This window comes from Streptomyces sp. SID12501 (assembly GCF_010550245.1).
Taxonomy (GTDB): domain Bacteria; phylum Actinomycetota; class Actinomycetes; order Streptomycetales; family Streptomycetaceae; genus Streptomyces.
Genome location: NZ_JAAGLU010000003.1, coordinates 179,727 through 203,624, shown reverse-complemented (window position 1 = coordinate 203,624; position 23,898 = coordinate 179,727). Strand labels below are relative to the sequence as shown.

At 70.4% G+C, this 23,898-nt stretch carries 19 protein-coding genes; 5 read left to right on the top strand and 14 right to left on the bottom strand.

The window, feature by feature from the left end; all coding sequences use genetic code 11:
- Positions 1 to 73: 73 nt before the first annotated feature.
- Entirely contained in the window at positions 74 to 844 is a 771-nt protein-coding gene (locus G3I71_RS04375; protein ID WP_343242845.1) for a glycosyltransferase, read from the bottom strand.
- Positions 845 to 1,318: 474 nt separating this feature from the next.
- The gene (locus G3I71_RS04365) at positions 1,319 to 5,452 is read right to left on the bottom strand and encodes a WD40 repeat domain-containing protein (protein WP_164312569.1); all 4,134 of its coding nucleotides are present in this window, start codon (positions 5,450 to 5,452) and stop codon (positions 1,319 to 1,321) included.
- A gap of 430 nt (positions 5,453 to 5,882) precedes the next feature.
- Here G3I71_RS04365 and G3I71_RS04360 point away from each other — a divergent pair, with 430 nt between their 5' ends.
- On the top strand, positions 5,883 to 6,587 hold the full coding sequence (locus tag G3I71_RS04360; protein WP_164312568.1) for a response regulator transcription factor: 705 nt from the start codon (positions 5,883 to 5,885) through the stop codon (positions 6,585 to 6,587).
- A gap of 21 nt (positions 6,588 to 6,608) precedes the next feature.
- Here the strand turns inward: G3I71_RS04360 and G3I71_RS04355 are convergent, their stop codons facing one another.
- Positions 6,609 to 8,237 carry a cell wall metabolism sensor histidine kinase WalK gene (locus G3I71_RS04355; RefSeq protein WP_164312567.1) on the bottom strand — a complete coding sequence of 543 codons (1,629 nt, stop codon included), beginning with the start codon at positions 8,235 to 8,237 and terminating at the stop codon, positions 6,609 to 6,611.
- Between the two features lie 272 nt (positions 8,238 to 8,509).
- Between G3I71_RS04355 and G3I71_RS04350 the strand changes: the two genes are divergently transcribed.
- Positions 8,510 to 8,878: an SH3 domain-containing protein gene (locus G3I71_RS04350; protein WP_164312566.1), complete on the top strand. Its 369-nt coding sequence runs from the start codon at positions 8,510 to 8,512 to the stop codon at positions 8,876 to 8,878.
- Positions 8,879 to 8,991: 113 nt separating this feature from the next.
- On the opposite strand, the gene G3I71_RS04345 is transcribed toward G3I71_RS04350, so the two are convergent.
- Genes G3I71_RS04345 through G3I71_RS04330 form a run of 4 tightly spaced genes read right to left on the bottom strand, consistent with a single transcriptional unit; the run spans position 8,992 to position 12,816 of the window.
- Positions 8,992 to 10,203 carry an ABC transporter permease gene (locus tag G3I71_RS04345; RefSeq protein WP_164312565.1) on the bottom strand — a complete coding sequence of 404 codons (1,212 nt, stop codon included), beginning with the start codon at positions 10,201 to 10,203 and terminating at the stop codon, positions 8,992 to 8,994.
- On the bottom strand, positions 10,200 to 10,946 hold the full coding sequence (locus G3I71_RS04340) for an ABC transporter ATP-binding protein (protein ID WP_343242844.1): 747 nt from the start codon (positions 10,944 to 10,946) through the stop codon (positions 10,200 to 10,202). Before G3I71_RS04340 ends, G3I71_RS04345 begins: the two co-directional genes overlap by 4 nt.
- A 20-nt stretch (positions 10,947 to 10,966) precedes the next feature.
- Entirely contained in the window at positions 10,967 to 12,232 is a 1,266-nt protein-coding gene (locus G3I71_RS04335) for a peptidoglycan-binding protein (RefSeq protein WP_164312563.1), read from the bottom strand.
- Positions 12,233 to 12,234: 2 nt separating this feature from the next.
- The gene (locus G3I71_RS04330; RefSeq protein ID WP_164312562.1) at positions 12,235 to 12,816 is read right to left on the bottom strand and encodes a hypothetical protein; all 582 of its coding nucleotides are present in this window, start codon (positions 12,814 to 12,816) and stop codon (positions 12,235 to 12,237) included.
- Positions 12,817 to 13,036: 220 nt separating this feature from the next.
- Here G3I71_RS04330 and G3I71_RS04325 point away from each other — a divergent pair, with 220 nt between their 5' ends.
- The gene (locus G3I71_RS04325) at positions 13,037 to 14,227 is read left to right on the top strand and encodes an FAD-dependent monooxygenase (RefSeq protein WP_164312561.1); all 1,191 of its coding nucleotides are present in this window, start codon (positions 13,037 to 13,039) and stop codon (positions 14,225 to 14,227) included.
- Between the two features lie 34 nt (positions 14,228 to 14,261).
- On the opposite strand, the gene G3I71_RS04320 is transcribed toward G3I71_RS04325, so the two are convergent.
- The 7 genes from G3I71_RS04320 to G3I71_RS04290 form a co-directional block, all read right to left on the bottom strand.
- On the bottom strand, positions 14,262 to 15,458 hold the full coding sequence (locus tag G3I71_RS04320) for a sugar ABC transporter permease (RefSeq protein WP_343242843.1): 1,197 nt from the start codon (positions 15,456 to 15,458) through the stop codon (positions 14,262 to 14,264).
- On the bottom strand, positions 15,455 to 16,231 hold the full coding sequence (locus G3I71_RS04315; RefSeq protein WP_343242842.1) for an ATP-binding cassette domain-containing protein: 777 nt from the start codon (positions 16,229 to 16,231) through the stop codon (positions 15,455 to 15,457). Before G3I71_RS04315 ends, G3I71_RS04320 begins: the two co-directional genes overlap by 4 nt.
- 66 nt (positions 16,232 to 16,297) lie before the next feature.
- Positions 16,298 to 17,407 carry a sugar ABC transporter substrate-binding protein gene (locus G3I71_RS04310; RefSeq protein ID WP_164312560.1) on the bottom strand — a complete coding sequence of 370 codons (1,110 nt, stop codon included), beginning with the start codon at positions 17,405 to 17,407 and terminating at the stop codon, positions 16,298 to 16,300.
- Between the two features lie 136 nt (positions 17,408 to 17,543).
- Positions 17,544 to 18,281: an ANTAR domain-containing protein gene (locus G3I71_RS04305; protein ID WP_164312559.1), complete on the bottom strand. Its 738-nt coding sequence runs from the start codon at positions 18,279 to 18,281 to the stop codon at positions 17,544 to 17,546.
- 12 nt (positions 18,282 to 18,293) lie between these two features.
- Entirely contained in the window at positions 18,294 to 19,148 is an 855-nt protein-coding gene (locus G3I71_RS04300) for a GAF domain-containing protein (protein ID WP_164312558.1), read from the bottom strand.
- Positions 19,149 to 19,170: 22 nt separating this feature from the next.
- Positions 19,171 to 21,036, bottom strand: coding sequence for a CheR family methyltransferase (locus tag G3I71_RS04295; protein ID WP_164312557.1), 1,866 nt, complete (start codon positions 21,034 to 21,036; stop codon positions 19,171 to 19,173).
- Positions 21,036 to 21,635: a chemotaxis protein CheB gene (locus G3I71_RS04290; protein ID WP_164312556.1), complete on the bottom strand. Its 600-nt coding sequence runs from the start codon at positions 21,633 to 21,635 to the stop codon at positions 21,036 to 21,038. The genes G3I71_RS04295 and G3I71_RS04290 overlap by 1 nt, the downstream gene beginning before the upstream one ends.
- 306 nt (positions 21,636 to 21,941) lie before the next feature.
- Between G3I71_RS04290 and G3I71_RS04285 the strand changes: the two genes are divergently transcribed.
- Both G3I71_RS04285 and G3I71_RS04280 read left to right on the top strand, forming a co-directional pair.
- Entirely contained in the window at positions 21,942 to 22,313 is a 372-nt protein-coding gene (locus G3I71_RS04285; protein ID WP_164312555.1) for an STAS domain-containing protein, read from the top strand.
- Positions 22,314 to 23,208: 895 nt separating this feature from the next.
- Entirely contained in the window at positions 23,209 to 23,871 is a 663-nt protein-coding gene (locus G3I71_RS04280) for a Uma2 family endonuclease (protein WP_164312554.1), read from the top strand.
- The last annotated feature ends 27 nt before the right edge of the window (positions 23,872 to 23,898 follow it).

The window sequence follows — 23,898 nt, the reverse complement described above, 5'->3', positions numbered from 1 at the left end:
AGTATAGGAAGGCACGCCTCCCACGGCTCCCACACGTCCCAGGTCGCCGGCCACCGACCGCCGCAAGCCCCCCTCACCCCCCACCCCGATAACTCCACCCCAACCCCCCCAACGCCCGAGCCCGCGCCTCCACCACCCCCATCCGCGCGTCCCGTTCCCCCGAGTCCACGTGCGCCGCCTGGCCTGTCGCCTGGCCCTCCCACTTCCGGTAGAGCAGGCCCACCTCCGGTGAGAACCACCCCCGGCTCACCGCGTTCAGCGCCAGCAGCAGTCCCGTGTCCTCCGAGGCCGGCAGGGCCATCCAGCCGCCCAGGGCCAGGAGGAGGTCCCGGCGTACGCACAGCGTCGCCGGGTGGACCGGGGCCCGGAAATCGTTGGCCGCCCAGTAGTCGAGTACCGCCCCGCGCTCGATCGGACCGGCGTCCGGGTCGCCCGGGAAACCGGCCGTCGAGCCGTCGGGGAGGAGGTCGAGGACGCGTGACGTCGCCCAGCCCAAGTCCCTGTTCGACTCCAGGGCGTCCAGGTCCCGTGCCAACGCGCCCGGCGCCAACTGGTCGTCCGCGTCCAGGATCTTCACGTACGGGCCGTCCGCCGCGGACAGCGCGATCGTGCGGGCGACTCCCGGGCCGCCCGCCCGGCCCTGGCGGAACGTGATCCGCTCGTCCTCGGGGACGTACGGGCGGACCTCGTCCGTCGTGCCGTCCTCCTGGATCAGCCAGTGCCAGGTCCAGCCGTCCGGCAGCTCCTGTTCGCACAGGGACTTGTGGGCCTCCGGGAGGAAGCGGGCCGAGGGGGCGTGGACTGCGGTGACGATGACGATGCGCCGGGGCACGGCGACACTCACCACCTTTCCGGGGGAGTGGTGAGGAGCAGTTCCGTGCGGTCGCCGGGGAGCGTCATACGGGAGACGTCCACCACGCGGTCGTGGACGGCCCCGCGTGGATCGAGCGGCGGAGACCGTCCGCGATCACCTCGTACGCCTTGGGCATGACCTCAGCGTACGACTCCTCAAGCGGACTCGGGGCACAGAAAAACCCGACCGCTGGCGACGGGGGATGCACCAGCGATCGGGCTATGGCCAAGGGTAACAACACTGGCTGCTCAGTGGGAGCCGACTGCTCTGCTACAACGACCAGTTGTGATCGGGATCACTCTCTTTCGTGTCCACTTCAGTACAACCGTTCTTCAAGTACTCGCGAGTAACCCCGACGTGAACGCGAACGACCGGCGAATCGGCTACGGCAAGATCGCCGACCGGGGCGCGTACGACCTCGCGTGAGCCGGGGGACGGGTCCCCCACTTGTCCCCTTACCGGTCGTTACTCGTCACATGGGGGCTGGTAGGACAATCGCGGCAGATACTCGTGCCACCTCTCAGCCGTCAGGACGCCCCGGGTCGTCGAGCAGATGTGCTCGACGGCCTTTTCGACGTCGAGGTTCCACAGCCGGACGGTGTCCGTGCCGCTCGACACCCCGACGATCTCGCCGTGCGGGCTGAACGCCAGGAAGTTGCCCGTCTTGGCGTTGGGGCTCATCGACTGGCCGATGGGTGTCGCCCTCGCGGGGTTCGTGACGTCCCACAGCCGGACAGCGTTGTCGTTGCCGCCGCTGGCCAGGACGTCTCCCCCCGGGCTGAACGTCAGCGACTCGACCGCCTCGGTGTGCCCGACGAGGGGCGAGCCCAGGCTGTGGGCCTTCGCCGGGTCGGTGACGTCCCAGAGCCGGACCGTGCCGTCGTCGCTCGCGCTGGCCAGCGTGAGGCCGTCCGGGCTGTAGGCCAGTTCGTTGATGGGGCCGTCGTGTCCCGTGAGCGGCTTGCCGAGGCTGCGGGCCTTGGCCGGAATGGTGACGTTCCACAGGCGGACCGTGCCGTCGTCGCTCGCGCCGGCCAGCGTACGGCCGTCCCGGCTGAAGGCGAGCGAGTTGATGTAGCCGGTGTGGCCGGTGAGCTGGGGGCCGAGCGGGCGCAGATGAGCCGGGTCGGTCGCGTCCCACAGCTGGACGGTGAAGTCCTCGTAGGCCGTGGCCAGCGTGCGCCCGTCCGGGCTGAACGCCACCGCCGCCGCGAACCGGGTCTTCAGCTCGACGGGCGGCGCCCAGGCGACGGGCCGCTTCGGGTCGCCGACGTTCCACAGCTGGATGGTGCGGTCTCCGGACGCCATCGCGAGAGTGCGGCCGTCGGGGGAGAACGCCGGCGTCCGTACCTCGCCTCCCCCGGGCGTGAACGGTTCGCCCTGCGCCACCGGGTGGTCCGGGTCGGACACGTCCCACAGGCGGACCCGGCCGTCGCGCGAGCCCGTGGCCAGCAGTTTGCCGTCCGGGCGGAACACCCCGATGCGGCCGATCATGTCCGACGTCGGCAGCGACCACAGCCGCACCTTGCTGTCGCCGCTCCCGGTGGCGAGCGTACGGCCGTCGGGGCTGAAGCCCAGCGCGTACATCTCGCCGCTGCTGCCCGCGAGGGGTTCGCCGACCTGCGACGGGTACTCCGGGTCGCTGACGTTCCACAGGCTCGCGGTGCTGTCCGCGCTGGCGGCGGCCAGCGTGGTCCCGTCCGGGCTGAAGGCCACCGACCAGATCGCGTCGGTGTGGCCGGTCAGCGGCGCGCCGAGCTGAGCGGCGTGCTCGGGGTCGGACACGTTCCACAGGCGGATCGTGTCGTCGGCGGCGCCGCTGGCGAGGGTGCGGCCGTCGGGGCTGAACGCCACCGAGTGCACCAGGTCCGTGTGCCCGGTCAGTCTCGCGTCGTACGGCTTCGGGTCGCGCGGCTTCGACACGTCGTACAGCCGGATCGTGTTGTCGTCGCCGCCCGCCGCCAGTTTCCGGCCGTCGGGGCTGAACGCGATCGCTCGCACGGCGGCGCCCGCGCCGGTGAGGGTACTGAGAGGGGTGGGGCGGGCAGGGTCGGTCATGTTCCAGAGGCGGACCGTGCGGTCCTCGCCGGCCGAGGCGAGCGTACGGCCGTCCGGGCTGAAGGCGATCAGATAGATCGTGCCGTTGTGACCGGTCAGGGGCGCGCCGAGGGGGCGCGGGTGGGCGGGGTCTGACACGTCCCACCGGTGGATCGTGCCGTCGTCACCCGCGCTCGCGAGGGTCCGGCCGTCGGGGCTGAAGACCGCGCTGCTCACCCAACTCGCGTTCGCGACAAGGGGTTTGCCGAGCGGCTTGGGATGCGTCGGGTCCGCCACGTTCCACAGGCGTACGGTCTGGTCGTAGCTGGCGGTGGCCAGGAGCCGTCCGTCGGGGCTGAACGTGGTCAGGTAGACGGCGCCGGTGTGGCCGATCAGCGGTGTGGCCAGCGGGGTGTTCACGATCGAGACCAGCCGGCTGCGGGTGCTCGCGTCGTCCGGGCGGAGACTGTGGGCGACCAGGCTGAGCTGCGCCGACAGCGACGGGTCGGTGGCCTGGACGCGGTCGGCCTCGGCGAGCACGTTCTCGAACACCGCGTCGTCGCGCTGCTGCCGGGCGATCAGCGCCGCACCCCCGGCCAGCAGGGCCAGCACGACCACCGCGGCGACGGCGGCGCGGCTGATCAGGACCGTGCGACGGCGCAGCCTCACCGAAGCGGTCAGGAACTGCACCGCGCCGCGGGTCAGGAAGGTGTCACCGGCGGACTTCGCCCAGGTGTGCGCCTGGTCCAGCCGGGAGCCCCGGTAGAGGAGCGACGTGTCGCGCTTCGACTCCTCCCAGGACCGGCTGTCCTCCTCCAGGCGCTGACGCAGCAGGTTGCCGCCCCGGTCCTCGTCGATCCAGTCCCGCAGACGCGGCCAGGCGTGCAGCAGCGCCTCGTGGGTGATCTCCACGCTCTCCGCGTCGAGCGTCACCAGCCGGGCGCGCACCAGCGCTTCGAGGGACTCCTCCGTCTTGTCCGGGTCCGCCGACTCGGCGGCCAGCTGCCGTCGCGTACCGCGCCTGCGGGTGGCCTGGGTGTCCTCGCCGAGGCGCACCAGCCGCAGCAGCAGCAGCCTCGCGGCGGTCCGGGCCGCCGGGTCGAGGCCGGTCCAGGCGCGCTCGGCGGTCGCCGCCACCGCTCCCTGGATACCGCCGGCCGCGCGGTAGCCGGACAGCGTCAGGCGGCCCGCCTTGCGGCGCTGCCAGGTGGCGAGCAGGGCGTGCGAGAGGAGCGGCAGCACGCCCGCGTCGTGCTCCCCCATGGCCCGGAAGGCATGGGAGGTACCCCCACCGCGTGGTCCGCCGGTGCTCACCTCCCGCACGATCAGCTCCGCGAGCCCCGGTTCGAGCTCCAGGCCGACGGCCTTGGCCGGTCCGGTCACCGCGTCCCGCAGCTCGGCGCCGGTCAGCGGCCCGAGGACCATGTGCCGGTGCTGGAGCGCGTCGGCGAGTTCGGGATGGCGCAGGCACTGGTCGTAGAAGTCGGCGCGGATACCGAGGACGACGAGCGCGGGCGCCCACTCGCCGGAACGGTCCCGCTCACCGCGTCCGGGCGGCGAGGAGGCGGCGTGCAGGACCTGGATGAAGGTGTTACGGACCGTCTCGTCGGCGCAGAGGGTGAACGTCTCCTCGAACTGGTCGACGATGACGACGGGCCGGCCGGGCGCGGAGCCACTGGAGTCGGCGGCCGTGGAGCCGGAGGCAGTGGAGTTGGGGGCGTCGCGGCGGGCCCAGGCGGTGACCGTCTCCCGTACGGCATGGGCGAATTCGGGCGTACCGGGCTCGATCGCCGGCTTTCCGGCGGGAGAAAGGATCTCCGAGAGCCCGGGTATACGGCGGGTCAGCTCGGCGAGGGGATCACTGCCCGGGACGAGCTGAAGGACCTCCCGGGCCCGCTGACCCGGGCCGCCCAGCGCCCCCTCCCGCAACGCGGGCACCAGCCCGGCGCTCAGCAGGGAGGACTTGCCCGCTCCGGAGGCGCCCACGAGCATGACCAGACCGCCGGTGCCGGTGGCCGTGGTCGCCGTGGTCTCCGCTGATTCCGCCGCGCGGAGCTGGGCGACGAGGGCGTCGGTGCTCCGCTCCCGGCCGAAGAACCACCGGGAGTCCTCCAGACGGTACGAGGCGAGGCCCAGGTAGGGGCACACCCCGCCGGGCACGGCCGCGACCTCGGCGGCCGAGGACTCCTCGTCGTCGAGGGACCCCGTGACCCGGTCACCGACGGGGTCGGCGACGGCACGCTCCCACAGGTGCTGCCACTGGACCATGTCGTACAGCCCGGGGGAGACGGCCACGGGCCGGGTGCGCCGGGCCTGCGGGACGAGAACGCTCAGCACGGCGGCGAGGGCGGCGAACTGGGCGGGCACGTTCTTCGCCCGCCGCCAGTCGCTGATCCGCTGGACGGAGACCCGCACGGGACGCCCTCGTTCGTCGACCCGCTGCAACTGGACGACGGCTTCGGCCACCCGTTTGAGGGGAGGATTACCGGCCTCCTTGTACAACAGCGAGAGCCGCTCCGCGAAGGCAGTGCGTGCCCCTGAGTCGGAACTCAAGGTCTCCACCCCTTACTTCCCCCGCGTCTGTCATCCGGTGTCATCCGGACCGGAAAACCCACTCTATATGGCTGACCTGCGGTTAAGCCCTCAGCCCTGCACCGGAACCTCCTCTCCTGGAGCCGTGAATGGCAGGATCATGACGCAACAAGGAACCAGCCGCGTGGCGTCCACCCGGACCACCAGCGCAGCGATCCCCAGGGCAGCTTCGACGCCGATCGTTCTCGGCCAGCTTCCGCGGATTCGCCAGCCGGGTGCGACGGCGGCACCGCGCGGGCCTCAGATCCGCGGAACCGGCACAGTACGGACACCGCCCGGGTCCTCGTCCATCGTTCGGCACCGGTCCCCACGTGGGGAGGGACCGGTGCCGAACGTCGTTGTGGGCGCAGTACGGTGCCGGTACGCGCAGGGCCTTGTCGTGGTTGTTGGGGGAGAACCGTTGAGCGCTCGGATTCTGGTCGCCGAAGACGACGAGATGCAGTCCCGCCTGATCCGGATCTATCTGGAACGCGAGGGAAACGCGGTACAGGTGGTGGCCGACGGCCGCGCCGCCCTGGAGCGGGCCCGCTCGACCCGGCCGGACCTCATCGTCCTGGACGTGATGCTGCCCCTGGTCGACGGACTCGACGTGTGCCGCATCCTGCGCACCGAGTCGGACGTACCGATCCTGTTGCTCACCGCCCGCACCACCGAGGAGGACATGCTCCTTGGCCTCGACCTCGGCGCTGACGACTACCTCACCAAGCCATACAGCCCCCGCGAACTGACCGCGCGGGTACGGGCGTTGCTGCGTCGGTCCGGGAAGGCGAGCGCGGCGGCCCAGCCGTCGGTGCTGCGGGTCGGCGAGGTGGAGCTGGACACGGCACGCTTCGAGGTACGGATGGCGGGCCGGCCGGTGGCGCTGACCTCGAAGGAGTTCAACATCCTGGAGACCCTGGCCCGCGAACCCGGCCGCGTCTTCACCCGGGCCCAGATAATCGAACGCGTTTTCGGTTACGATCGGGATGTGCTGGAGCGCACGATCGACGCCCACGTCATGAACTTACGCAGGAAGCTGGAGGCGGGGAGCCGGGGCGGACCCCGTCTGCTGGAGACGGTGTACGGCCGGGGCTACCGCCTGGCCGACGGTACGGCAGCGCCCTGAAGGGGCGCGGGCAAGAACTGCCTACTCGGCGGAGTGCCAGGGCGCCCTCGGCAGCACGATCGTGAACGTCGTCCCTTCCCCGACCGTGCTGCGCACGTCGATCGTGCCCCGATGGTCCGTCACGATCTGACGGGCGATCGACAGCCCCAGACCGCTGCCTCCGGTCGCCCGCCCCCGGGACGCGTCCGCGCGCCAGAAGCGGTCGAACAGGTGGGGCAGGTCCGCCGCCGATATCCCCTTGCCGGTGTCCCGGACCTCCACGACGGCCAGCTCACCCCGGGGGATCACGGCCAGGGTGACCGAGCCGCCCGCCGGAGTGGCCCGCAGCGCGTTGCCGACCAGGTTGCCGACGACCTGGCGCAGCCGGTCCGTGTCCGCGGTGACATGGACGGGCGCCGACGCCTCCACCCGCAGGGCGACACCCGCCGCCTCGGCCTGGGCGTGATGCGCCCGGCGCCCGGCCTCCAGAAGGTCGCGCAGGTCGACGTCGGCGGGGTGATAGGTGAGCGCACCCGCCTCCGCGAGGGCGAGATCCTGGAGGTCGTCCACGATCCGCTGCTGGAGCAGGGCCTCCCGGTGGAGGGAGTCGAGCAGCTCGGGGGTCGGGTCGACGACCCCGTCCCGCAGCGCCTCCAGATACCCGCGCAGGTTGGCCAGCGGGGTGCGCAGCTCGTGCGCGATGTCCCCGGTGAGCCGGCGCTGCCGTTCCTCGCCCGCCTGGATGGAGTCGGCCATACGGTTGAAGGCGCCGCCGAGCTGCGCGATCTCGTCCCGCCCGGAAACGGGCACCCGACGCCCGAGGTCGCCTTCGCCGAGCGCCTTCGCGGCGACCGTCATGGCCCGTACGGGACGTAGAACGGCCCTGCTCAGCAGCAGTGCGACGGCGATGACGGCGAGGGCGACGCCCGCCGCGACGGCGATGGTGGGCGCGGCGGCCAAGGTCGGCGGCGACTCGTTCCGCACGCCGAGGTGGACCTCCAGGCGGGGCGGGGCGGCCGAGCCGACCCGGTTGTTGAACACCCGTTGCAGACAGGCGGTGAACTGCTGTTGGGCCTGGCAGGCGTCGACGGCGTTCAGATCCGCCGGGGCCAGCGGACCGGCGGTGCCCGGCGCCGGGCACCGCGCAGGCCGCCGGTCGGCGCTGTACCGGGGGATGCCGAGGCCGTCCGTCCGGACGGTCACCTCGGCTCCGGCCAACGTGAGACAGGCCGCGTACGCCACTTCGGCGCGGTAGTCGGCGATCGCGACGGAGACCTGCTTCAGCGAGGCCCGGTGCCCCTGGCCCGCCGGCACCTTCAGTACGGGCCGCGCGTCCACCAGCACCGCGGGCTGGCCGCTCAGCGCGCGGGGCGTACGTCCGGCCAGGGCATCGGAGTCGGTGAGCAGTACGTCGGACTCGGTGGCGACCCGGATGCGCTGGCCGGTGTCCCGGGCGAGCTCGGCGACCGTGGGCGAGAGCCCGTTCCAGGTGCCGTGGGTGAATCCGTACGTCCGCAGCTCACCGGTGATCCGGGCGACCTCCTGCCGCCCGGCCGTGACGGTCGCCTGGACCTGGCGGTTCGCCTGCCGCAGGGTCAGCCAGCCGGTGGCGGCGGTGGCGGCCATGGCGACCAGCATGAGCAGGCCGAGGACCCGGAGCCGGAAACTCATCGGCGTGACCCTTTCGGTGCGGATTCCTGGATCTCCGTGGATCGCAAGAGGACGGTGTCGGCCAGAAAGCCTCAGGAGTGGCGAATTATCTCCCCAGTCACTTTCAGCCTACGAAGCATTAGATATGGACACTTGTAGGCGGAATTATTTCTTCAGTATTAACGCGGGGCGATCGTACTTAAGCCACTGGCCCCCCAGTTGTCGCAGGGGGTTGCAGGGGCCGCTGCTTTCGCATTTCGCAGCGCCGACGAATCACATACAGGGGGTATGAAATGAAGCGTCGAATCGCGGCTCTCGTTCCGGCACTCGCGGCCGTCGCCATCGCCGTTCCGCTGTCCATCGCCACACCGGCCGCCGCACACGCCGCGTGCGGCACCACGGTCTCCGACAAGGACAGCAGTTCCTGGAACAAGACGGCCAACGGAGCCAACGAGCGCAGCGGCACCATTGCCTCCAGCAGCACCAACTGCACCATCAAGGGCATCGCCTACAACACGCAGAACCTGGACTACCACTGCTGGACCCTGGGCAACGACGGCTACACCTGGACGTACCTCAGGAACGACTCCACGGGTGTCACCGGCTGGGTCCGGGACAACCTGCTGAGTGACAACGGCAGCGGCGTGTACTGCGGCTTCTGATACGCCGATCACGTCCAGCACCTCGAAGTAGCGCGACAGCGGGGGCGGTCCCGGTTCTCGGGGCCGCCCCCGCTCCGTACCACCGGAGCGTCGGCCAGAACGCCCGGTGGTGGTCATGTGCCGGCCAGCGCCTCCGTCGGGGCCAGCCGACTCGCGCGGACCGCCGGATACAGTCCGGCGATCATGCCGATGAGCAGGGTCGAGCCGATGCCCGCGAAGCTGGCCCAGGCCGGGACGACCGTCGGCCAGTCGCGGCTGACGGCGTAGCCCGCCGTGATGACCGTGCCGAGCACCGTCCCGCCCAGCCCGCCGATGAGGGACAGCAGCAGTGACTCCGTCACGAACTGCGTCCGGATCTGGCCCCGGGTGGCCCCGAGAGCGCGGCGCAGACCGATCTCCGGCCGGCGTTCCAGCACCGAGATGACCATGGTGTTGCCCACGCCCACCCCACCGACGAGCAGCGCGACCCCGCCGAGCCCGAGCAGCAGCCCGGTCAGCGCCGACTCGGTGGCCTCGCGGGCCGCGAGTGCGTCGGAGGGCCGCGAGATCCGCACCTCGCCCGGCTTCTCCGGGTTGGCCGTGGCCGGCAGCACCGCCCGTACGGCGGTCACCTGGCTGTCCTCGGCACGGACGTACACCGTCGACGGATGACCGTCGAAGCGCAGATAGCTCCGGGCCGCCTGCCAGCCGACCAGCGCGGCACTGTCCAACTCGGGCGCCAGCGGTACGGGTTCGAGGACGCCGATCAACGAGAACCAGCGGCCACCGATCCACAGCCGGGTCCCCGGGGTGTACACGTCCAGGCGCTGCGCGGCCGTGGCACCCAGCACGACCGCCGGGTACTTGTCGGTGGCCGAGTCGAGCCAGCGGCCCCTGTTGACCTTTCCGCCGACGGCCGGCAGCAGATCGGTGCCCGACGCGAGCACGGTCAGCGAGTTGGTCCGCCCGATGGCGATGCGCTCGTTGCGGTACACGCCGGCACCGATCGCGCCGGTGGCCGTCACCTGCTCCACGGGCGGGATGCGCCGGACCATCGCGACAGCCTCGTACGGCAGCTTGGCCTGCTCGCCCGTGAGGGACTCGCCGGGGGCGACCCGCAGCAGGTTCGTCCCGAGGGCGTCGAGCCGCCGGTCCACCTCCGCCTGTCCGGACCCGGAGATACCGACCACCGCGACCATCGCGGCGACCCCGATGGCGATCCCGAGCGCGGACAGGAACACCCGCAACGGCCTCGTCCGCAGCCCCGTCCCACCCAGCCGTACGACATCGGCGGGCCGCAGCCGCGCGGCGCGCAACGGCCTGGGCCTGTCCAAGGGGTCGGTCACTGATGCGCCCCGATCGTCGTACTCGTACTCGTACTCGTACTGGTGTCGGCGCTTTGCAGGGTGTTGTTGATCAGGCGGCCGTCGCGCATCTCGATACGGCGGGGGAGCCGGGCGGCGATCTCCAGGTCGTGGGTGATGACCACGACCGTCGTACCGGCCGCGTGCAGTTCGCGCAGCAGTGCCAGTACGGCGGCTCCCGACACCGAGTCGAGATTGCCGGTCGGCTCGTCCGCCAGCAGGACCGACGGCTCGCCGACCACCGCACGGGCGACCGCGACCCGCTGCCGCTCGCCCCCGGAGAGCTGGTGCGGCAGATGCCGGACGCGATGACTGAGCCCGACCCGGGCCAGCGCGGACGCGGCCCTGGCCCGGCGGCGGCGCATCGGCATGCCCGTGTAGAGCAGACCGTCCGCCACCGAGTCCAGCACCGGGACACCGACGGCCAGATGGAACTGCTGGAAGACGAAGCCGATCCGGGTGGCCCGCAGCGCGGAGACCTCACGGTCGGACAGCTTCGCCACGTCGTACCCGTCGACCAGGACCCGCCCCGCCGAGGGCCGGTCCAGGCTCCCCATGAGATGCAGCATCGTCGACTTGCCGGACCCCGACGGCCCGACCACACCGACCAGTTCGCCGCGCCCGATCCGCAGACTCACGTCACGGACGGCGGCGACCCCGCCGGGATAGGCCTTGGAGACACTGTCGAACTCGACAACGGGAGCCGATACTGGGGGAGTTGACACGGCCGGAGGCGAAGGCTCGCTCACTCGGGAATCCTCACCTTCATGCCCTCGCGGACCCCGGAACCGCTGACCTGGACGTTCCCGTCGGCGAAGAGCCCCGTCTTCACCGCGACGAACCGACCGTCCTCGGTCTCCAGCCCGTGTCCGCCCTCGGCGAGGGCGACCAGCGCGGCGACCGGCACGCTCAGCACGTCCTTGACCTCGCGGCCCACGTACTCGACGGTGACGGGCCCGCTCTCCAGCCGTCCCACGGACTTCTGGTCCGCGATGGTGATGGTCACCGGCAGGGTGGCGGCGCCCGCTCCCGACTCGCCCTCGCTGCTGCCCCCTTCGGGCGCGTCGGCCTGCCGCCCGACCGAGACCACCTCGCCCCGCACGGACTTCCCGTCGGGCAGCGTGATCCCGACGGCTGTGCCGCGTACGGCCCAACCGGCGTCCGAGGCCGAGGCGTTGACGACGACCTTGCGTGCCGTCCCGGTGTACGTCAGCGTGTTCTCGCCGACGGCCGAGCCGAGCCGGGCGCCCGGCTGACCGATCCGTACCTTGCCGGCGGAGTAGATGACGTCCCCGACACCGACTGTCCCGGTCTCGGTCAGCCCGAGCGACTTCTGCCAGCGCTTGACGGCCCGCGCGGTGGCGTCCGTGAACTTCTCGTCCACCGTGAAGCCGGTGTAGCCGAGCGCGGCGAGGTTGGTCTCGAACTGCAGGACGTCCATACCGGTGATCGGCGCGGGCGCAGTGGTTCCGGTTCCCGCTCCCGTTCCCGTGGTGGGGGAGGGTGACGCGGAGGGAGCGGCTCCGGTCCCGGTGTCGGACTCCCCGGACGCGGATGCCCCGGCATCGGAGACGGTGGGCGTGGCGGTGAGCCCGAGGTCCCGGTACATGGGCATCGACCCGTACAGCAGCAGTACGGGGCGGTCGTCGACCCGCAGCAGTGTGTCACCGCGCTCCACCGTCGCGCCCTGCTGGGGCAGCCAGGTCACGGTGCCCGTCGCCTTCACCGGCAGCGGTATCTCCGTACCGAAGCCCAACTGCCCGTCCACGTCTGTGCGTTCGGTGAGTGTCGCCCGGGTGACCGGAACGACCGAGCCGGCCCGGGGCGGTGCGCTCACGCTCTTGTCCTCGCCGCCGCCGAGCCCGAGAGCCCCGACCACAGCAACGGCAGCCACGACGACCACGCCACAGGCGATGAGCGCGGTACGTCGGCCGCGCACCCCACGGGGCGGCTCGGTGTCCGCCGGTTCGGTGTCGGCGTCGAAGTGGGTCACGGTGCCCGTCTCCGCCACGGTCAGCCCTTGCCGGGGGCGGCGGTCGCCGGAACGCCGACGATCGGCCCGCAGATACGGATGGCCCGCTTGGCCCCGGCCGACGTCTGGTCCCACTCGCCCTGGCCCAGACCGTCGGCACCCGGGTCGGGGAAGTCGGCGGCGCCGTTCTTCTGCATACAGGTGGCGTACTCCTGCTTCACCTTGATCTGCGCGGCGGTGAGCGCGGGCTGGTTGCCCTTCTCGATGCTCTCGGGAACGGCCGTCAGATAGTCGGCGCACGCCACCGAGGCGGTCTTGAACTTTGGGTCCTTCTTCAGGGCCCGCAGATTGTCGCCGCCGCCGAAGTCGATGTTGCCCTGCGCGTCCGGGTCCGGCGCGTCGATCCCGTTCTCCCGCAGACACTTCACGTACTTGCCCTGGGCCGCCACATACGCGGCCACATCGTCCCCGGAGCCGCCCCCGGCCGACGAGCCGGACGCTGTGGTCGCTCCCCCGCTCGCCGCCGTGGGGACCTTCGAGCCACCGTCGTCGCCCCCGCAGCCGGTCATGGCCAACGCCATGACCGAGGCCGCCACGGCCAGCAGTACCCGATTCGTCCTCATCGGTTCTCCCCGTCCTCCTGTCGTGCCCGGCCACGAACGCGGCGAGCAGCCCGACGGTAGAACGGACATGATGAAGAACTTTTGAAGAACCTGTCATCCGGTCGTGCGACCGGCGGAAAAGACTCTCGACGCCGGTGACGCGCAGGGCGAGGATCGGTCCGGGACCGGTCCGGAATCGGTCCCGGACCGATCCGTGCGACGCCGATCGGGGAGGCGGATTATGAGGGCGATCGTCGTGGGAGCGGGCATCGGCGGCCTGGCCGCGACACTGAGCCTGCGCGCTGGCGGTCACGAGGTCACCCTCGTCGAGCAGACGCGGCGCTTCACCGAGATCGGCGCCGGCATCCAGCTGGCGCCCAACGCCACCCGTGTACTGCGCCGGCTGGACCTGCTCGACACGGTCGCCGCCCGGGCCGCCCACCCCGCCCGGCTGAGCTTCCGCACCTGGTCGGACGGCACCGAGATCTGCGGCTACGCGCTCGGCCCCGAGGTCGAGGACGAGTTCGGGGCGCCCTACCTACAGGTCCACCGGGCCGACCTGCACCAGGCCCTGGCCGCCCGGATTCCGCCCGGCTCGGTGCGGCTGAACACCCAGGTCGTGGGCATCGACCAGGACGACAGGGCCGCCTACGTCACGACGGCCGACGGTGAACGCCTCGGCGCGGACCTCGTCGTCGCGGCCGACGGGGTGCGGTCCGCGGCCCGCCAGTGGCTCTTCGGCGCCGACGAGGCCGTCTTCTCCGGCACCGCCGCCTACCGGGCGCTGCTCCCGGCCGCCGAGGTGGCCGACCTGGACCTGCCGGAGTACGCGGGCTGGCTGGGGCCGGGCCGGCACGTCGTCCACTACTGGGTGCGCGGCGGTCAACTCCTCAACCTGGTAGCCGTGTTCACGACGGAGATGGAGGTGGAGGCGGGGGCGGAGGCGGCGCGCGAGTCATGGACCGCCCGGGCTGAACCGGGAGAACAACTCCGCGAGTTCGCCGGCTGGGACCGCCGCGTGCTCACCGCCCTCGAACGCGCCGGCCAGGTGTTCCGGTACGGCATCAACACCCGTACCCCGCTCGCGCGTTGGAACATCGGAAGAGTGACCCTGCTCGGCGACAGCGCCCACGCGATGGTGCCGTTCCAGGCCCAGGGCGCCGCCCAGGCGATCATGGACGCGGCGGTCCTGGGCGACTCCCTCGCGGACACGGCACCGGCGGAGATCCCGGACGCGCTCACCCGGTACGTACGCCGACGGCTCGCCACCGCGACGCGCGTGCAGGCCGGTTCGGCGAGCGCGGGCGACGCCTACCACCTGCCGGACGGGCCGGAGGCCGAGGCCCGCAACGCCCGGATGGTGGCGTACGGGCACGAGAACAGGTTCGGCCCGCACTCGACGGCGTGGCGGGACGACGTACAGGAGGAGTGACCGGAGAAGTGACCGGAGGACCCAGGGCCTTCTCTCAGGCCCGCCCACGCGACTCGGGGGCGCTCCGCGCCAGCGAGTCGAAGATCACGGCGGTGATCAGCACCCCGCCCGTGATCATGAACTGGACGGCGGTCTCGACGCCCAGCAGCGCCATTCCGGAGGCGATCGACTGGATGATGAGCACCCCCAGCAGCGCGGACCAGGTCGAGCCACGTCCGCCGAACAGGCTGGTGCCGCCGATGACGGCGGCGGCGACGGCGTTGATCAGCAGCATGCCGGAGCCCGAGACGGGGCTCGCCGAGGTGAACCGCGACGCGACGAACAGCCCGCCGACCGCCGCCAGCGTCCCCGACACCATGAACACCGAGATCCGTACGCGCGTCACGTCGACCCCGGCCCGCCGTGCCGCCTCCACCCCGCCGCCCAGGGCGAGCACCTGCCGTCCGTAGGGCGTGCGGCGCAGCAGCAGGTCCGAGGCGACGATGACCCCGAGGAAGATCAGCAGCGCCAGCGGCAGCCCCTCGAAGCGGCCCAGGACAGAGACCGCGGTGAACGCGATGGCGGCGAGCAGGGCCGTACGCACCCAGATCTCGGCCACCGGTCGGCACGGCATCCCGGCGGCGGCGCGGCGGCCGTGGTCGCGCAGGGAGACCAGCAGATAGGCGGCCGTGCAGAGCGTCGCCAGGCCGTAGGTGAGGACGGGGGCGCTGAAGTAACGGCTGGTCAGCGTGGCGACCAGCCCGTCCTCGCTGAAGTGGATGGAGCTGTCCGGGCCGAGCAGGTAGAGCATCAGACCGCTCCAGGCCAGCAGCCCGGCGAGGGTGACGACGAAGGCGGGTACGCGGAACCGGGCGAAGAGGAACCCGTGGATCGCCCCGATGGCCGTACCGCAGATCACCGCGATGACCACGGCGAGCCATTCCGTCATACCGAGGTTCACGTTCAGCGCCGCGAACAACGCGCCCGCCAGACCGGCGAGCGAGCCCACGGACAGATCGATCTCGCCGATCAGCAGAACGAAGACGATGCCGACGGCGACCATGCCGGTCCCGACGATGTCCACGCTGAGGACGGACAGGTTGCGGGGCGACAGGAAATTCTCGTTGAGGCACTGGAAGACCACCCAGGTCACGACGAGCGCGAGCAGCACCGGGGCAGGCCCGAGCCCGCCCTCGCGCACCTTGCGGCGCACGGCACCGGCGCACGCCACGAGCCGCGGGTCGAGGTTCACGGCCACACCTCGTCCGCCTGCGGCCGATGGGCGACGGCATGGTCGGCCGCGCCGGTGATGGAGGAGATGATCTGCTCCTGGGAGGTGGTGTTGACGTCGAAGAGCCCGTTGTTGCGGCCCAGCCGCAGGACGGCGACCCGGTCGGCGACGGCCTTGATGTCACTCATGTTGTGGCTGATGAGAAGCACCCCGAGCCCTTGGTCGCGCAGCTCCTCGATCAGGTCGAGGAGCTGGTTGGTCTGCTGGATGCCCAGGGAGGCGGTGGGCTCGTCGAGCAGCAGCAGCCGGGGCGAGGCCAGAAACGAACGGGTGATCGCGACGACCTGCCGCTGGCCGCCGGAGAGACTGGCGAGCGGCACCCGTACGTCGGGAATCCGGATGGAGAGCGTGTGCAGCAGCTCGCGGGTACGACGCTCCATCTCGACCTCGTCGAGGATGCCGAAGCGGTGGATCTCCCGGCCGAGGAAGAGGTTGGCGACGACATCGAGGTTCTCGCACATCGCGAGGTCCTGGTAGACGGTCGCGATCCCGAGGAGGCTGGCGTCCTGTGGCCGCCGGATCTGGACGGCGCTGCCCTCCCACTCGACAACGCCCTTGTCCGGGGGCCCGACCCCCGAGATCACCTTGACCAGGGTGGACTTCCCGGCGGCGTTGTCACCGACCAGGGCGACCACTTCCCCGGCCCTGACCTCCAGCTCGATGTCGACGAGTGCCTGCACGGCGGCGAACCGCTTGGAGACACCGCGCAACGCCAGCAGGGGCTGACCGGGCACGGGCCACCTCCTTGGAACTCATCGAACCCACCGAACCCACCGGACTCACCGAGCGCATCGGACTCGTCACATGAGCCCGGCCCGGTCACAGGCGGACCGGAGAGCGGGCGTACAGATCTCGTCGACGGTGTACATACCGTCCTTCACCAGCGTCTCCCCGATATCGGCGACAGTCACCGAGACGGACGGCAGCAGGACCGCCGGCACGTTCTTGGTGGTGGGACTGTCGACGGACCCGGTGGCGATGGCCTCGACCTTCTCGCCGCGACCGAGGGCGACGGCCATCTCGACGGTCGCGTCGGTCGCGCGCCTGAAGGGCTTGTAGACGGTCATGTACTGCTCGCCCTTGACGATCCGCCGTACGGCCATGAGGTCGGCGTCCTGCCCGGTGATCGGGGGCAGCGGTCTGACCTTGGCGGCGTTGAAGGCGGAGACGACGGCACCGGCCATGCTGTCGTTGGCGGAGAGAACGCCGTCGATGTTCTCCGCGCCGAGGGCGGCGATGGCACCGGTCATGTTGACGTAGGCGTTCTCGGGCCGCCATCCGACGGTGTCGTACGACTTGCCGATCGTCACCCTGCCCTTGAGCACGGCAAGCGCGCCCTCCTTGTACCACCCGGCGTTGGGATCGGTGGTGGCTCCGTTCATCATGACGATCCGCCCACCGTCGGCCTTGTCGCCCATGGCCTTCAGCAGCCCCTCACCCTGTAGGCGCCCGACCTCCTCCCCGTCGAAGGTGACGTACCCGGAGATCGGCCCCTGCGCGAGCCGGTCATAGGCGACGACGGGAACACCGGCCCGGTGCGCGGCCTCGACGGAGGGACGCATCAGCTGGGGGTCGACGGCGGCGAGGATGAGCACATCCACGCCCCGGGTGATCATCGCCTCGAACTGCTGCTGCTGAACCGCCGGGTCGGCAGTGGCGGCGACGATCGCGGCAGGACAGTCCGGGCACAACTGCTTCAGCTTCTTCACGATGAGGGGCTTGTCGAACTGCCCGAACCGCGAATCGCCACCTCCGGGCATGAGAACACCCACGGTGGGACTGTCACCGTCGGCGCCACTGCCCCCACCCCCGTCCCCGGCGCCGCAGGCCCCGAGGAGGCCCAGACCGGCGACGACCGAGACCGCGAGGAACCTGCGCTTCATGGCTGGACGGCCGGCACCGGGACCCATGTTCGGTTCCTTAGAACATTTGCGCGATTTCGGAGCGCAATGAAAGATCAATCCAAACGGGACGTATGCGGATGTGTATGGCGATATGCGAACTCGAGGTCAAGCGTAGCCAAGCCGCCGAGGTCCCGCTCGGAGGTCAGGGCGTGGGACGGGTCAGATCGGAAGCCGCGCGTCCTTCGACCACATCGCGGGCCACGTCCTTCAGCGGTCGCTGACGTGACCGGGCGTGTTTGCGCAGAAGATCGAAGGCTTCGTCCAGAGACACCGCACGGAGGGTCGCGAGCACGCCCTTCGCCTGTTCGATGACGACGCGGCTGGTCAACGCCTGTTCCAGCTGGGCGGTGAGCGTCCGACTGCGGTCGGCCTCGCGGGCGTGTTCCAGGACGACGGCGGTGAAGTCCGCGAGCGACCGCCCGAGCTCCAGCGTCGCCGGGGAGAAGGCGTGCCGTGTGCAGGACAGCAGGATGAGCGCGCCGCTCGTTCCGCTGTGTCCGCGCAGAGGGAGGGCCACGACGTGGGTGTAGCCCAGCTTCAGCGCCCGTGGCGTGTAGTGCGGCCACCGCCGCCTGGCGGGACCGCTGTCGAGAGCCGCCGGGGTCCGGGGCCCCGTGCCGGCCTGACGACAGTCGTGACCGGGCCCCTCCCGCCACCCGACGGCTTCGTGTTCCAGGAGCGACACCTGGGGATTGGAGCCCGTCACGTGCGCCGCGTCGTAGCCCTCGGGGGCGAACACCACGGTCGCGGCATGGGTGCCGAGCAGGGCCGGGGCGCGGTGCGCCAGCACGGACAACGGCCCGGGCCCGTCCGATGAGCTGTTCGCCGTGCCGCCGGCCAGGGCTACGAACGCGTCGGCCAGCCGCTGTTCGGGTGTCATGGCACCTCTCCCTCAGATGAGTTTCCGGTCCCCGTGCACGATCTGCCGGGCGAGGGCGTCGGAGGACACCTCCTCGGCGAACGCCACGGCCTTGATGAGCGCCAGCGCGTCCATGACGGAGCAGCCGATCCGTACGGAAACCATGCCGGCCGCCTGGTGCACGGTGGCTCGCACGTCGGTTCCGCCGTAGAGGTCCGGATCGGCGTCGGGATCGAGCAGCACGATGCGGGTGAGGGCCTCGGCGACCTCGGCGAGACGGGCGGGCCTCGCGTCCGCGGGCCGCGGGTCGAACACCGTCAGCGCCCCGATACAGCTGCCCTGTATCTGCAGCGGTACGGCGGCCACCGAGGCGATGCCCAGCGAGACCAGGGAAGGCCCGTACCCCGGCCAGCGCTTCTCGATCTCGGGCCCGGACACATGCACCGGACGGTGTTCCGCCGCCGCGTCCTGGCCCGGACCCTCACCGAGTACGTACTCCAGGTCCTGGGCCGCGCGGGAGAGCTGGTCGGAGACCGCGACCGCGAGATGGTTCTGCTCGGTGTCGATCAGTGCCATCGCCGCGCTGTCGGTACCGCACGCCTCCGCGACCACCGTCATGAACCGCGGCCGGGTGCCCCGCCCGCCGGTCCACGCCGCCGCGCGGAGGGCGAAGCTGTCCTGGAGGCGTGCCGAGGCGCGATGGCACTCGGCGGTTCTGCGATGCGTACTCGCGATCTGGCTGTGCAACTCCCGTCCGGGTTTCGCCGCCAGCAGTTCGTGCCGCTCGGCGGCGGCCTCGGCCCGGTCCGCCCGCTCATGGGCCAGCGCGGCACGTTGCCGTGCCATCGCTGCCAGACCGAGGTCTTCCCTGCGCCCCTTCGGGTCCATGAGCCCAGGCTACGCCGCAGGATCAGTCGGGGACATCGCCTCGGCTCTCCTCCATCATCAGGACGACGCCACCGTGGTTCCCGCCGAACGGGGAGAAGAACACGTCGCAGCTGATGGGCCGGCCGATGCGGCTCAGGGCCTCGACGCCGATCGGGCCGGAGCGACTGCGGGTCTCCAGGCACTGCTCCACGACGGGCCGCAACTGTCTGGTGGGCAGCCCGAAGTCCAGTTCGAAGAAGGGCTCGCCGATCACCTCGTCCACGCGCAGCCCCCACAGGTCGACGGCGCCCCGGTTCCAGCTCTTGACCTTCAGGTCCTTGCCCAGGACCACCACACCCGCCGCGATGCTCGTCAGAACCGCCTCCAGGAATACCCTGGCCTCGTCCAGTTCGTCCGTGCGGATGCGCATCTCCTCGTTCATCGTCTCCAGTTCCTCGTTGCCGGACTGGAGTTCTTCGTTGGTGGTCTCCAACTCTTCGTTGGTGGACTGGAGTTCTTCGTTCGTCGTCTCCAGTTCCTCGATGCTGGACTGGAGTTCTTCGTTGGTGGTCTCCAACTCTTCGTTGGTGGACTGGAGTTCCTCGTACGCGGTCTCCAGCTCCTCCCGGGCCCGCTTGACCTCGGCCTTCAGATGCGTGGCGACGGTCACGTCGGTGAACGAGATCACGGTGGCGACGTGCAGTCCGCTGGGTCCGGTGAGCGGCTGGATGATGATGTCGTAGTACTGGACGTCCTCGCTCGCCCGGCGCTCGACCCGGTTGACCCGGAGGATCCGGCGCTCGTGCATGGACTGGTCGATCAGGGAACGGAGTTCGACCGGCCGGTAGGAGACTTCCAGGTCCTGGAAGGGACGGCCGATGTCACCGGTGGTCAGGCCGAGCTGGATCCTGGCCTGGTTGTTGACCGTCACGACGGTTCCGTCGCTGTCGAGGGCGATCGACGGGGTGGGTCCGGCGTCGAGCACCAGGTCGCGCAACTGGCGGGCGCGCGCCACCGAGTGCACCTCGCCACCTGTGCCCCCCCTGATTTTCAAAGGGGCCGGATGGTAGGTCAGTCCGTTGTTGCCGACCCGGCGCCGGAAGACACGCTGACGCATGTTCACCACTTCGAACCGCTCGCTGTCGTTCAGCAGCATCTCGGCCTTGCCGAGGAAGAGGAAGCCGCTGGGGCGCAGGGCGAAATGGAAACGGTCGACGATCTGCGTCTGGGCCTCGACATTGAAGTACATCAGCGTGTTCCGGCACACGAGCAGGTCGAGCCGGGAGATCGGGGCGTCACGGGTGATGTCGTGCCGCCCGAAGATCACCCGACGTCGCAGGTCGGGGTGGAAGCTGAACTGCGCGCTGTTCTGCTCGAAGTACTTCTCCCTTATCTCCGAGGGGAGCGGTTCCAGCGACCTCGACGTGTACAGCCCGGAACGGGCTTCGCGCAGCGCTTCCTCGTCGACGTCCGTGGCGTAGATCTTGACGCGCCGCAGGCACTCCTCGACGCCGAGCGCCTCCGAGAACATCATGGCCATCGAGTACGCCTCCTCGCCGCTGGAGCAGCCCGCGCTCCACACTCTGATCTCCTGCTCGGGATCGAGGGTCGTGAGCAGCTCGGGTACGACCTCGTGCTGGAGGAGGGTCCAGGCTTCCGGGTCGCGGAAGAAGGAGGTGACGTTGATCAGGATCGTGTTGAAGAGGACGCCGAATTCCTCGGTGTTGGTCTCCAGGAGATCCTGGTAGTCCGGGTACGAGCGAATACCGACGTCCGTCATCCGCTTGTGGATGCGCCGGGCCAGCGTCGAACGCTTGTAGCCCCTGAAGTCGAAACCGCGGGATTCCCGGATGAATACGAGCAGTTCCTCCAACGCCTCGTTGTCCTCGTCGTCCTGCGGTTCGCCCATCACTGCCTCTCGGCCCCGACAAGTCCCCGCACGACCGCGGCGATCTCCTCAAGGGGTAGCAGGAAGTCCACCGCTCCCGTGTCCACCGCCGACTGCGGCATTCCTGGGAAATCCGCGGTCTCCGGATCCTGGACGATCACCGTACCGCCGCGCGACTTCACGGCGTCGACTCCCGTGGCTCCGTCCTGGCCGGTCCCGGTGAGCACGCAGGCGATCGCCTCCGGCCCGTAGGCACCGGCGACCGATTCGAAGAGACGGTCGGCGGAGGGGCGTACGAAGTGGACGAGCTCGCTGCTGGACAGGCTCAGGACGCCGTCGGAGTCGACGAGAAGGTGCCGGTCGGGAGGGGCGACGTAGACGGTGCCGGGCCGCACGCGCTCCCCCGCCTCGGCGAGCTTGACCTGAAGCCTGGTCCGGCGTCCGAGGACCTCGGCGAGCACCGTCCGGTGCCGCGGGTACAGGTGCTGGACCAGCAGTACCGGCACCGGCAGTTCGGGGCCGAGCGCCCCGAGCAGCGCGGTCAGTGCCTGGATGCCTCCCGCAGACGAGGCGACGGCGACGACGCTGTAGTGATCCGCGGGTTGCTGGTCACGAGTCACGCCGCGAGCGTAGCGGAACGGGGCCGGCCGGTGGGGAGCCGAAGCGGCTGACGAGCGCCCAGGTTCGCGGCCGACGCCTTCCGGAGCGACTTCCTGGTCTGAGTGCACTCTTTGGGGCTCCTAACCAAGAATATCTACAAAATTACACCCGAACGGTGGAGCCCACTCCAAGGCGAAGCGTTTCTGTTCGAAGTGTCGGCCTAAAGTCGGCACTGTCGTCACCCGTGCCCCCGGTGGCTGTGGATATCCAATGCCGCCCGCTTCGCCGTCGAGGCGGGCATCTCGCGAAACCATGGAGATGCCGCGATGCCCCGGGAGCCCGTTTCCCCTGCCCAGCAGATTCACGTCTACGAGACGGCAGGACGAACCGTCGTCCAGCTGCACGGCGAGATCGACATAGCCGTAGTCCTCCGAGTCACCGCCGAGATGGACGCGGCCATAAACCGACCGAATACCGACGTAGTGGTCGATCTCGGCCCCGTCGAGTTCCTGGACTGCTCCGGGCTGGGCCTGCTCTGCCGTGCACGCCGACGAGCCGAGGAACGCGGCGGACGCCTGACGCTCGTCTGCCCCCATCCCCGCATCCGCAGGATGCTCCGGATCGTGGAACTCGACCGGGTCTTCGCTGTCACGTCCACCGTGGACGAGGCGCTCGGCGTCCGTACGCCGGCGAGCTGAGGCCGGACACACGCGGAGACCGGGTTCTCCTGCCGAACGTCCGGTCCGCGGGCTGTTGCCTTCCGCGCAACTCGCCCTAGGCTGCGGGCAGAGGCTTCGCCCTCATCGAGTCAGCACTACAGCACTACGGCACTACAGGACTAAAGAACCACTGGACTGCAGAACCACTGGACTGCAGCACTGCTGGACTGGTGGCCTGTGCAGTGGGCCGTTTCCGACCCCGTGCCCCCGGGTCGGGAGAGACACATCCGTCAAGTGGCCGGAACCTCACGTCCTTGCACCGGGCGTGACGGGCCTCCGGCCCGTGTCCTCCCGGTCCGTTCGAGTTGGGGCACACTCCTGAGTCGCCCCAGTGACCGCGAGGACGATCCGCGCGCGCGGATCCCGTGACAAGGGGGGCACAGGCCCGCGCGCCGGCGGCCGTCGCCACCACAGGGCGACGGCCGCCCCTGACGCCGACGCTCCCGGCCCCGACGGACGGCTACGGGGAAGCCGAATTCCGCAGCCACCCCCAACTAGCCCCCCCCAAACCGGCCCCCACAACGACTCAGGTACCCGACCCGCGATGCGGATCAGGCCCCTGACCTGGTGCTACAGCTGTCGGGGTGGCGGGATTGGAACCCACGACCTCTTCGTCCCGAATGAGGTTCGGGCGCTGATCTTGCGTGCGGAGATGGCGTTTCCCCTGGTCAGAGTCATGGTCTCGACCGGTCTCGCGTGGTGTGACGGGGGTTTGGGGAGCAATTCGGCTCCCAAACGGCTCCCACCGTGCTTGCGTGGGGTGATGGGGCCGGACGCAGGGCGTGCGTGGCGCCGCCCGACCGCTCCCCGTCACCCCGGGCAGGCCCGCCGTTTCCGCTACCGTGAGTCGGGCGAACCACATTCGGGAGGCGACATGTCAGCAGGCGCGCTCAACACACCGGAAGCACATTTTCCCGAGTTCCTGAGCTGGGAGGAACTTCAGCAGCTCCCCGACGGCCTCGCCGCCGACATCGAGCTCTGGGACCGGCGGGTGATCTGGAACCGGCGCGGACCCCTCGAGCATCAGCAGTTCTCCGTCCGGATGCGCAACGCGCTCGAAGCCTCCGCCCGCGAGGCCATGCGCACCGCGTCCGGCGAGGGCAAACAGCCCTGCTGGCAGGTCGGGGTCGAGACCAACGTCTTCTTCAAGCCCGACAAGTCCAGTTTCCTCACCCCCGACTTCCTCGTGCGCCACTGCCTGCCCCGCGGCGCCGACACCTTCGCCACCGACACCGCGCTGGTCGGCGAGGTCCTCTCCGGCTCGGACACCCCCAAGCGCGTGGCCTGGAAGATGGCCCGCTACGCCGAAGCCGGGATCCCCTGGTACTGGGAGGTCGAACTCGACTCAGCCGGCACCTGGGACATCAGCGCCGTACGCGCCTACGAACTGGCCGCCGTTCCCACCGCCGGTCTTACCGTCAAGCCACTGCGCCCGGCCATATACGTCCCGGTGGGCGAGTGGGAGCCGACGGGCCTGGGCATCGACTTCCCCGAACCCTTCAACCTGCACATCACCTGGGACGACCTCGCGTTCTGATCGGCGCCCGTGAGCACGTCGCTGTCG

Coding starts and splice junctions, on each gene's coding strand:
- G3I71_RS04355 (WP_164312567.1), bottom strand. CDS start 8,237: ATGAGTTTCCGGCTCCGGGTCCTCGGCCTGCTCATGCTGGTCGCCATG.
- G3I71_RS04280 (WP_164312554.1), top strand. CDS start 23,209: ATGTCAGCAGGCGCGCTCAACACACCGGAAGCACATTTTCCCGAGTTC.
- G3I71_RS04305 (WP_164312559.1), bottom strand. CDS start 18,281: ATGACACCCGAACAGCGGCTGGCCGACGCGTTCGTAGCCCTGGCCGGC.
- G3I71_RS04330 (WP_164312562.1), bottom strand. CDS start 12,816: ATGAGGACGAATCGGGTACTGCTGGCCGTGGCGGCCTCGGTCATGGCG.
- G3I71_RS04295 (WP_164312557.1), bottom strand. CDS start 21,036: ATGGGCGAACCGCAGGACGACGAGGACAACGAGGCGTTGGAGGAACTG.
- G3I71_RS04285 (WP_164312555.1), top strand. CDS start 21,942: ATGCCCCGGGAGCCCGTTTCCCCTGCCCAGCAGATTCACGTCTACGAG.
- G3I71_RS04350 (WP_164312566.1), top strand. CDS start 8,510: ATGAAGCGTCGAATCGCGGCTCTCGTTCCGGCACTCGCGGCCGTCGCC.
- G3I71_RS04310 (WP_164312560.1), bottom strand. CDS start 17,407: ATGGGTCCCGGTGCCGGCCGTCCAGCCATGAAGCGCAGGTTCCTCGCG.
- G3I71_RS04325 (WP_164312561.1), top strand. CDS start 13,037: ATGAGGGCGATCGTCGTGGGAGCGGGCATCGGCGGCCTGGCCGCGACA.
- G3I71_RS04300 (WP_164312558.1), bottom strand. CDS start 19,148: ATGGACCCGAAGGGGCGCAGGGAAGACCTCGGTCTGGCAGCGATGGCA.